The organism is Desulfobacterium sp. N47 (assembly GCF_051233685.1).
Taxonomy (GTDB): domain Bacteria; phylum Desulfobacterota; class Desulfobacteria; order Desulfobacterales; family RPRI01; genus RPRI01.
Genome location: NZ_JBAMMY010000327.1, coordinates 1 through 9,600, shown reverse-complemented (window position 1 = coordinate 9,600; position 9,600 = coordinate 1). Strand labels below are relative to the sequence as shown.

Annotated in this window: 13 protein-coding genes and 2 tRNA genes; 9 read left to right on the top strand and 6 right to left on the bottom strand. The window is 36.8% G+C overall.

Features of this window, described 5'->3' with window-relative positions; genetic code table 11:
• The first annotated feature begins 800 nt into the window (after positions 1–800).
• Positions 801–1,322 (top strand): transposase, encoded by a 522-nt coding sequence (locus tag VXK47_RS20830; protein ID WP_435550711.1) that lies wholly within the window; start codon positions 801–803, stop codon positions 1,320–1,322.
• Between the two features lie 143 nt (positions 1,323–1,465).
• On the opposite strand, the gene VXK47_RS20825 is transcribed toward VXK47_RS20830, so the two are convergent.
• Positions 1,466–1,678, bottom strand: a complete 213-nt coding sequence (locus VXK47_RS20825) for a hypothetical protein (protein ID WP_435550710.1) — start codon at positions 1,676–1,678, stop codon at positions 1,466–1,468.
• A 611-nt stretch (positions 1,679–2,289) separates the two neighbouring features.
• Here VXK47_RS20825 and VXK47_RS20820 point away from each other — a divergent pair.
• Both VXK47_RS20820 and VXK47_RS20815 read left to right on the top strand, forming a co-directional pair.
• Positions 2,290–2,676: a PAS domain-containing protein gene (locus tag VXK47_RS20820; protein ID WP_435550709.1), complete on the top strand. Its 387-nt coding sequence runs from the start codon at positions 2,290–2,292 to the stop codon at positions 2,674–2,676.
• Entirely contained in the window at positions 2,627–3,160 is a 534-nt protein-coding gene (locus VXK47_RS20815) for a sensor histidine kinase (RefSeq protein ID WP_435550708.1), read from the top strand. The genes VXK47_RS20820 and VXK47_RS20815 overlap by 50 nt, the downstream gene beginning before the upstream one ends.
• Positions 3,161–3,559: 399 nt before the next feature.
• On the opposite strand, the gene VXK47_RS20810 is transcribed toward VXK47_RS20815, so the two are convergent.
• Together VXK47_RS20810 and VXK47_RS20805 are read right to left on the bottom strand one after the other, a co-directional pair.
• The gene (locus VXK47_RS20810) at positions 3,560–3,976 is read right to left on the bottom strand and encodes a HigA family addiction module antitoxin (RefSeq protein WP_435550707.1); all 417 of its coding nucleotides are present in this window, start codon (positions 3,974–3,976) and stop codon (positions 3,560–3,562) included.
• Positions 3,870–4,151 carry a type II toxin-antitoxin system RelE/ParE family toxin gene (locus tag VXK47_RS20805; RefSeq protein WP_435550706.1) on the bottom strand — a complete coding sequence of 94 codons (282 nt, stop codon included), beginning with the start codon at positions 4,149–4,151 and terminating at the stop codon, positions 3,870–3,872. Before VXK47_RS20805 ends, VXK47_RS20810 begins: the two co-directional genes overlap by 107 nt.
• A 28-nt stretch (positions 4,152–4,179) precedes the next feature.
• Between VXK47_RS20805 and gapS4b the strand changes: the two genes are divergently transcribed.
• Positions 4,180–5,148, top strand: a complete 969-nt coding sequence (gene gapS4b / locus VXK47_RS20800) for a GapS4b family protein (protein ID WP_435550705.1) — start codon at positions 4,180–4,182, stop codon at positions 5,146–5,148.
• A gap of 113 nt (positions 5,149–5,261) precedes the next feature.
• Positions 5,262–5,543: a hypothetical protein gene (locus VXK47_RS20795; protein ID WP_435550704.1), complete on the top strand. Its 282-nt coding sequence runs from the start codon at positions 5,262–5,264 to the stop codon at positions 5,541–5,543.
• Positions 5,544–6,315: 772 nt separating this feature from the next.
• Here the strand turns inward: VXK47_RS20795 and VXK47_RS20790 are convergent.
• The 3 genes from VXK47_RS20790 to tadA form a co-directional block, all read right to left on the bottom strand.
• Positions 6,316–6,392 (bottom strand) — tRNA-Pro (locus tag VXK47_RS20790).
• An 84-nt stretch (positions 6,393–6,476) separates the two neighbouring features.
• Positions 6,477–7,772, bottom strand: coding sequence for an adenylosuccinate synthetase (locus tag VXK47_RS20785; protein ID WP_435550703.1), 1,296 nt, complete (start codon positions 7,770–7,772; stop codon positions 6,477–6,479).
• A 50-nt stretch (positions 7,773–7,822) separates the two neighbouring features.
• Positions 7,823–8,281 (bottom strand): tRNA adenosine(34) deaminase TadA, encoded by a 459-nt coding sequence (gene tadA / locus VXK47_RS20780; RefSeq protein ID WP_435550702.1) that lies wholly within the window; start codon positions 8,279–8,281, stop codon positions 7,823–7,825.
• A 114-nt stretch (positions 8,282–8,395) separates the two neighbouring features.
• Here tadA and VXK47_RS20775 point away from each other — a divergent pair.
• From VXK47_RS20775 to VXK47_RS20760, 4 genes are all read left to right on the top strand, one after another.
• Positions 8,396–8,472 (top strand) — tRNA-Arg (locus tag VXK47_RS20775).
• A 223-nt stretch (positions 8,473–8,695) separates the two neighbouring features.
• A complete protein-coding gene (locus VXK47_RS20770) occupies positions 8,696–9,004 on the top strand; it encodes a hypothetical protein (protein WP_435550701.1) in 309 nt (102 codons plus the stop codon).
• Positions 9,001–9,357 (top strand): type II toxin-antitoxin system PemK/MazF family toxin, encoded by a 357-nt coding sequence (locus VXK47_RS20765; protein WP_435550700.1) that lies wholly within the window; start codon positions 9,001–9,003, stop codon positions 9,355–9,357. Before VXK47_RS20770 ends, VXK47_RS20765 begins: the two co-directional genes overlap by 4 nt.
• Positions 9,358–9,400: 43 nt before the next feature.
• The coding region (locus VXK47_RS20760; protein ID WP_435550699.1) for a hypothetical protein at positions 9,401–9,600 on the top strand (200 nt) is incomplete at its 3' end.

Here is a 9,600-nt window from a genome sequence, read left to right as displayed (position 1 = left end):
TCATATTATCATCCTTTCTTGAATTGGCGAATTTAAGAAGATAATAGAGCATTCTCTTTATTAAATCAATATGTTATTTGGTATTTCAACTGCTTTTTATAAAAATAATCGGATCAATGCGAGACTTTTGAAATTACCTCTCTATTATAGATTTAACTTTTAATAAATATAGCAAAGCTTATGCCTGCCGATTAAATTGTGGACTAAATATATAACAGATTGTAATATTTGATGCTTCCGTAAAAAGTCCAAAATGGCAATTTTTTAAAAACCACACTCAATTATTACAGAAGGTTACAAAGCCAATTTTTTGGTTTTCCGACTTTTTACGAGACCATCATATTTAGATAGTCAAGAATAGGTTGCCGGATATACCGTTTCAGGTAAAAAAACATGTCAATATATTTTACATGAAGTAAAATATTTTTTATTCATTTAAAGAATTGCATATTTTTATACTTAAAAAGCTGATATAAAAAGAACGATGATAGAAAGACGATTTATACAAACAAAAAAAACCAAATCAAAGAATCTCAGCCCAATATTTGTTCCGTTATATATCCCCAGAATTAGCAATAAAAATGCTAATACATTATCTATATCATTTCTTTATATCGCTTATTATATATGATTTTAAATAATAATGCAAATTATATTAATAACTAAAGTTTCGCAGCAAAAAAACAGCACAAATGGTGATATAATTATTTAATATAATTAATAAACAACTTGAAAAGCAGCTCCGATTATAGTATATTTGATTATAGCAAGTAACCGAATTTACTAAAAAAGGAGCTGCCATGAAAAACAATATTACATTCTCACTGAATGTTCAATTGCCGAAATCCGGTCATGTCCAGGTCGTTTTTATTTCGGATGGCAAAAAGCAATGGCAAGCCTTTCTTTCAACCGATCAGGACTTAGAAGCATCAGAGGTTTTATATTATTATTCCATAAGGTGGTCGATTGAAGTATTCTTTAAAGATGCCAAGCAACTCTTGTATTTAGGCAGTGAACAAAGCAACACTTTTGATGCAGTCATAGCCTCTTACAGCTTGACTATGATCCGGTATCTTCTACTGGTTTACATTTTCAACAAAAGCAAACTTCTTGGGCCGCTGGGGCCGCTGTTCAGAGAATTATCTGACGACCAGATATACTTTAGCATGGCAAACAAATTTTGGCGTAATGTCAAAGAGCTTATCATTATGTCAAGTCAGCTATTATCAGACGAAATTGACACAAACAATATATTATATATTCTTGAAGTTATTGAAAATGTACTTTATAATCAACTCGATTACTCAACTGCGAAACTTTAGTTTATAATATTATAACAATATCCTGTATATCCGTATTTATATTTATTACTAAACACCGATTGTAAATGGAATTGATTTCAGTATAAAGATGAACAATCTGCCGATACATAAACAGCCATAATTACAGCTCAAATTCATCGATATCATCGTATGGCTGTTCTTTTCTTCCAAGCATTGCAATAATTTATCCTACAATAATACCTGTTGAAACTGCAACAAGAATTGTAATACCAATCCCAGCCATACAGCGGATGAGGATGAGTGATAATAACACCATGTTTTTTTGTTCCGGGATCAAGCAAACCCTCTAATCTGATTTTATCATCAGTATTTATTTCAATTTTTTCTTCCGGCATGACTTATCCCCATTCTTGTGGAAAATTTCGTTTCTTCTTTCTATGTTTTAAGTTCTTTCTTAAATGAAACAATTATATGTCAATAAATAAAAATGAAACATAATACTATTATCCATAGATTCAAAGTGTTATATAATTACTTAGTATCGGTCTAAGCCCTTCACCAGAGGTGGAGGGCTTAGACCGATACTAATCAAGGTGACCCTATTCCCCCCTGTTTTATTTAACATTTTAACATAATATGTGTCAAATATAACATATAAAAATATCAAATCTGTCAAATATGATATTTTGATACGTTATATTTATTTAACTATCTGTATTTATTAGTATGAATATTTTGGCATGCTTTTAGCTTTAATAGAATAAAGATAGGTGAGGAAGTTATTTTACAGGCGATAAGAAGTGTGATTTAATAAATTATACTATGGCAGGTGTTTTTGTTCCTTCTGATCTTAACAAAACTTCAGTCCGTTCAAATAATAAAAATAATCTTTCCAGGTTTTACATTTTTATTCATAATAACATAATAAGACTTACTTTTCTTTAGCAGACGAAAGTCAAAAATTGTGAATACCCTTCTATCCTTGTAAAAGTTGGAGGATTTTCTAATGGCTGAAAAAATACTGTCATACGCGGAATTGGGACAAAAGATTAAGGAGCTGGGAGAAGAGGCGCTTAAACACAAACTCACTGAGGAATCCCTCGTCCGTGAAAAAAATCTCTCTGATTCAATTATCGATAGCCTGCCGGGAATCTTTTATATTTTTGATGAAAAGGGCAATTTTCTCCGATGGAATAATAATTTCGAAGAGATTACTGAATATTCAGGTAAAGAAATATCAACAATGAGCCCGCTTGATTTTTTTGTCGAACAGGATAAAGCAAAAGTTGCTGATAAAATCAGGGAAACTTTTATCAAAGGCAGTGTTTGCGTAGAAGCTGTTATTGAATCAAAAAGCGGCAATAGAATTTGTTTTCATCTATGTATCAGCTAAAGAGGTGCCTCTGAATATTGAACATGTAAATTTGAATGAGCTCTTTGATATTACCAAAGATATGTTTTCCACTAAACTTCTTGCCCGTCGAATAAGCTGGGCGCAGCCTGAAAATATATTATATGCCGATGTGGACAGATTATCCATTTTGCGTGTTATCAGAATATTTGTTGATAATGCCTTAAAATATGGTGGTGACAAATTATCCGAAATAAGAATAGGATATGAGAAATCCGATCTGTTCCATATTATTTCCGTGAAAGATGATGGTATTGGCATCGGAAAAAATGATTCGGAAAAAATATTCTGGCTGTTTTCGCGATCTGTAACAGCCGGAAATATTCAAGGATCGGGACTTGGGTTGGCAATTGCCAATGGAATTGCGAAGAAGCATAAAGGCAGAGCATGGGCCGATACCGATTCCGGAAAAGGTGTAACTTTTTTCATATCTGTCTCAAAGGATTTAAGTCCAACAAAACTTTGATCAAATTCCTGCTGGATTATAGAATCGACAGTCCTTCCTGTTAATGCGTCAGGCTATAATTTGATCGATCATCCACATCTACATGTGCCAATAGCTTTTTAATGATAGTATTCCCACTATTTGGCTGTTCGTGGAGGATGGCGGGCTCTATCCCTAACCGTTCAACAAGAGTGACATCAAATGCCTTTAAATCGTCAATGCGTCGTTAAATAGAGCGAACTGCATTTCCTATATCGTCAGTTGTTAGGACTCCTGAAGGTGGTTCTACTGTTGTTGATTTTCTCGCCATTAAAATTCCCTTCTATATATCAATTAACGCCGCGGGTCACGCGCCGCCCTTTGGCGCGTCGCTGTGGACCCGCTGGTTGGTAAAATTCGCAGATATTGCTCGATGGGCAATTAAGCGTGCGTGAATGAATGTACACTAGTGAGGCGTTTTCCAATGCTGATCTCCGCGATTTTTAGATCGTAAGACGCCTGAAGATTAAGCCAGTATTGCGGTGACTGGTTGAACGCACGTCCAATCAGTAATGCCAGCTCCGCCGTCACCGGACGATCGCCCTTGATAACATGCGAAATCCGCATGGGCGATACCCCGATGGCGCGCGCGAACTCGGCTTGCGATATGCCCATCTCTCCTATGATTTCAGCCAGAAATTCTCCCGGATGAATTGCAGGCAAACCATTCTTAACCATAATATTTTCTCCTCTAGTGATAATCGACAATTTCAACGTCATAAGCGTCTCCATTTCTAAAGTGGAAACAGACGCGCCATTGGTCATTAATACGAATACTCCATTGACCAGCACGATCATGAACCAGAGCCTCAAGTCTGTTAGAAGGAGGGAACCGCAAGTCTTCGAGGCGTACGGCCCCATCCAACTGCGTCAAGCGCATTGCTGCACGTTTGAGGATATCCTGCGGCAAGCGGCGTGATTTTCCGGTAGCAAAGAAGCGTTCCGTTTCGGATGAAGCAAAAGTTTGAATCATAATAAAATGATAAACAATTTGTTTATTAATGTCAAGAGTATTTATTTATGCATGGGCGGGTGTGACGATCTTAATAACGTCATGCACCAAGGAAGATAGTCCAAAGGTAAATACACAAACTATCAGATGGGCCTCTAATGCCACGTTGGTGGAAAGTGTCCCTGATAACTTTGATATCAACTCTGTGCTTGATCTTGAATTTTCAAATTTTGCAGTAAAAGGTAGTCCAAATTTCATTCCTGTCGATGGTGATGCTGACCATCTACTGCTTGAATTTGAAATCGAACGAAATGACTACTCAAAAAATTGGGCTAGCGCTCAAAATACTTTCAAAGGAAGTTTGGAACTAAAAAAAGTCCGACAAGGTAATGAAGTTAAACTTGTCGTAACGCACACTGCTAACGAGACGAAATATGTAGCTAGTAAAGTAAGTTGCAGAATAGTTCGGCACTTTAAAGACAAGAAACATGTCGGTGCTGCTGATGAAATAAAAAGGATAGAGTTTGGACTTTTCACTAATCCAGGGCGAATCAATTATTTCCTCGCATTAACACAAAACGTGAGCAGTTCTCTGCTTACGTTTGATGATTTAGTCGATGTTGAGTTTTCACCGGAATCTACTTCGGCGTTACCAGAAAAAATAAAATGGATGGAGAAAAGAATCGAAGATCTTAAGCTTAACGGCAAAGGACTTCATAATACATTTTTCGTCAAAGATAAAGATCTACATACATTTGTGCATCTTTACCACGTCTTAGCAAGATACAAATTTGATTTTAAAGGGCTAACTGGCAACTCTGTTGTTTCAATTGGATTTCCAGAGTTCGGTCGTTCAAAAGAACCTGCTTCCGAATTGGAGGTGAACATAAAGAGTATCTCATTTGAACAAGCACCAAAAAACCTAACACGTGGGCAGATGACCAAGATAATACTTAGTGAATTTGATGAATTGAAACTATTAGCTTTTGATGCATTGAAACCTGAACATTTGGCATAATAAAAAAATCCAGCGGACGCCGAGATCATTAGACCCATTTGCAAAGAATCAGGAAAAATCCTCAGACAAAACTTTTTAAAAGATGTGGGCTTTATTTTTACAAAGGAGAGAATATGAATGCGTTTTTGGATGAGCTAAAAACTGAATGGGAAAAAATCCCCGAATATAAAAATGTGGAATCTGAATATTGGGTTCCTGGGCAGGCCCAAATAGAGACATGTCCCAATGGATGTGAATTGGAAATCTATGAAGATACTCCTGCAAAGTGGAGTCGAATATCAGGCCGTGATGCCTATCGCCAGACAAGGATATGCAGGAAACACGGTTTTGCTATAATTTATGTTATAACCGGCATTACGGCAAAGGCTACGAAGTGGAACCCACAGAATTCGTAATAATCCGTAGGAAGTGTGACCTGTTAATACCGGTAACTATGATAAGGATTATTAATATAATTCTTTATTATATAATATATTAGATAGTTGTGGTTAATTTGAAATTATTTTCAGTTTTTTTAAAAAAATATTTAAAAAATATGCCGGATTATTACAATTATGTAAATAATCCCTGTTTATTACTTCTTTTTACCCTTAAAACCGGTTTTTCTAATGTTTATTAATAAACTAAAAGGCGCTCATTTTTTGATTTTTTCAAAAAAGGTTGGTTCGTAATTCGTTTTACTGCTAAATAGCATTGCTATAAATGTAATATACTGATAATTATAAATATAAACACTGGTTCGTAATTATTTTTCCGGTTCGTAATTAAGTTCGTAATTAATTAACGATATTTAGTAAACTGATTTAAAAAAAGAATTGCTGTAAGAAAAGATAATTGAATAATATTGGAAGGATAATAATTAAAAAGCTTCTAAAAATACATTCCGCATTTTGTCTATAATAGCTTGCAAATATTCCGTAAAACACCCCAAAAACACCGCATTTTTTTAAACTACAAACACCATCGAAACAACAACCCTATGAACAGATAACTCCCAGCAAGTCCTAACAAATCCCATCAAGTCCCACCAAAAAACACCCCAAAATCAAATTTCTCAAATAGCCTGCTCCCCCATAATCATGGAGGATAAAATAAAAAAGCCTGGTAATACGATACCAGGCTTTTCTTTTCATAATTTTAAATCTATTAAAACTTATTGAATTTATTTGGTCGGGACGACTGGATTTGAACCAGCGACCCCAGCGTCCCGAACGCTGTGCTCTACCAGGCTGAGCCACGTCCCGACATTCAGGTTGTCCTTATTATTCCAAGATTGTTTTATTGTCAACAATAAGTGACGGCTTCATAGTCCATATTTTATATTAATACTAACTTTTTTTAAGAGGGTTGTTAATAACTATTGTTTCATCTCTACCTGGCCCTACTGAGACAATATTTATTGGTGTTTCAATAAGTTCTTCAATTCTTTTTAAATATTGTTTTGTGGTTTCCGGAAGATTTTCATATATACGGATTCCCGATATATCCTCATCCCAGCCCGGCATCTCCTCGTATACCGGTTTGCATGCAGATAGTAATTTGATGGAAGCAGGCATATCTTCTATAATCTTTCCATTGTATTCATAGCCTGTACAAATTTTTAAAGTTTTGATGCCGCCAAGCACATCTAATTTTGTTATGGCAAGTCCTGTTAAACTGTTTAATCTGGCTGCATTGCGCAAAATAACCATATCAAGCCATCCGCATCTTCTCTTTCGACCCGTTGTAGCGCCGAATTCCGCCCCTTTTTTCTGCATATAATCCCCGGTTTCATCAAACAATTCGGTAGGAAACGGCCCTGCCCCGACTCTTGTGGTATAAGCTTTTACAATTCCTATTACACCCGTAATTGCTTTTGGGCCTATACCGGAGCCGCAGGCTGCATTACCTGAAACCGTATTTGATGAAGTAACGAAAGGATAGGTTCCGTGGTCGATATCAAGATGAGTCCCCTGGGCGCCTTCAAAAAGAATCTGCTTGCCGGACTTTAATGCATTGAAGATTATAACCGAAACATTTTTTGTAAAAGGAGCAAGCTGTTTTGCATAAAAAGAATATTCCTTTATTATGCTGTCTGCATCAAGCGCTTTGTCTGAAAGATATTTTTCGAGAATAAAATTCTTTTCCGGAAGAACCGAACAAACTTTTTCTTTAAAAACTTCAGGATCAATGAAATCCACAAAACGTATTCCCTTTCTTGAAGCTTTATCTTCATAGCAGGGGCCGATTCCCCGTCCTGTGGTTCCTATCTTGTTTTCTCCTTTCGTGCTTTCTGAAGCAAGATCGATATTTTTATGGTAAGGCATGATAATATGAGCGTTTTCCGATATCATAAGGTTTTCAGGACTTATTGAAACTCCCTTGCTTTTGAGAGATTCTATTTCTTCAAGAAGTACTTTTGGATCAATAACAACACCGTTACCTATGATACAGATTTTATTCTGCAGAATCCCGGATGGTACGATATGACTTATGAATTGCTTTCCATTTACAACCATAGTATGACCGGCATTGTTTCCACCCTGGAAACGAACGACTAAGTCGGCATATTCGGCAAGAAGATCAACTACCTTTCCTTTGCCTTCGTCGCCCCATTGAGTTCCTATAATTACTATATTCGCCACGGACTTACTCCTTTCCTGTATCTTTATTCCGGCAGATTTTTAGTTTGTATTCAAAGGTTTCGTTTCTTTTTGAAAAAATCCTGCATCAGATCTTTGCATTCTTTTTCACATATTCCAGGTATTATTTCAGTTTTGTGATTCAATCTATTATCGTTTGCAAAATTGTAAAGAGATCCCGCTGCTCCCCATTTAGGATCGTATGCTCCAAATACCAGTTTTTTTAATCTTGCATGAATAATTGCGCCCATACACATAATACAAGGCTCAATCGTTACATAGATAGTCATATTCAACAGTCTGTAATTACCGACTATAGAGCATGCATTCCTTAGCGCAAGTATTTCAGCATGAGCACAAGGATCACAAAGGGTTATAGTACTGTTGTGTGCCAAGGAAACAACTTGCCCTTTTTCATCAACTAGTATTGCACCTATAGGAACTTCGCAGTTTTGTCCAGCCTTTTTTGCCTCTTTAATGGCAAGTTCCATGTATGCTTCATGTTCGTTCATTATTACCGGTATTACACTGTTAAAATCTCTAAATTAAGCCTGAAACGACTTTTTTCCGTTGACTTTACACAAACTATATCCTATGAGTCTGTTAAATTCAAATCAATTCACTATGCGCCTGTAGCTCAGCTGGATAGAGTCCCGGACTACGAATCCGTAGGTCGCCCGTTCGAATCGGGCCAGGCGCGCCAATAAAATCAAATAGTTAGATAAACAACTTAATTTTCCATTTCTTTATTTGATACCCTATAGCTACCCTGTTCAATTTTTGTCTGATAAAATTTCCGGTGGTTTTAAAACCGATCGATTCTATACGTTGATAAGTTTGACGGCCACTGTGAAATTCAGATTTGGTATTTTAAATTCCGGGCTATTTTTTTTATTGTTATTTACATCACTTTATGATATAAAACGATGACATCATTTACATCTATAAAAAGAGGTATAAAAATGTTATCTATGACACAACAAGAAAAGGTTCGAATAAATATCCAACTGCCGGCAGAGACCAAGGAGAAGCTCTTCAAAGCCTCTTCCAAACAAGGAAAAAAAGTTTCTGCTTTCGTACGGGAATCTATCGAGGAAAAATTAATCCAACTCGACAGGCAGGATTTTGAGAAGCATATGAAAGCCGCCTATCAGGATTTAGCAGAAGAAAACATGAATATTTGTGAGGATTTTAAATTTTCTGATGCTGAGAATCTGCCAGAGGTTGCCCCATGATAACTTTAAATGTTAAAAGGGGAGAAATCTATTACGCTGCCCTCGATCCAGTAGTGGGAAGTGAAACCGGGAAAACCCGGCCGGTGTTGATTATTCAAAATGATATCGGCAATCTGAACTCGCCTGCAACCATCGCCGCCGTCATCACTGAATATTCCGAGAAAAAAGCAACTTATCCGATCTGCGTGCCTGTCGGCATAGATACCGGCCTGAACAAACGTTCAATTGTCAATCTTTCGCAGATCCGCACTATTGACATCAGACGATTGAAGAGACCAATAATAGCTGCTCTTCCCGATGAGATCATGGAAAAGGTGGATATTGCATTGAAGAATAGCCTCTCATTAAAATAATGGACTATGACATTAACCATATATTCAAATGAGAGGTGATCTGATGAAAATAAAAACAATTATCCATGAGGCGGAAGAAGGCGGCTTTGGGGCCGAAGTTCCTTCCATGCTTATCCGGTTGGCACATACGCGCCGCCCCTCCCTCTGCTTGGAGCCGGATGCTCACGTTCGGAGCAGTGCGAATGACGGTGCGTTGTCTGCCTGTCAATCCGAATCAAAATCCCACAGTTCTTCCGCGTTCGG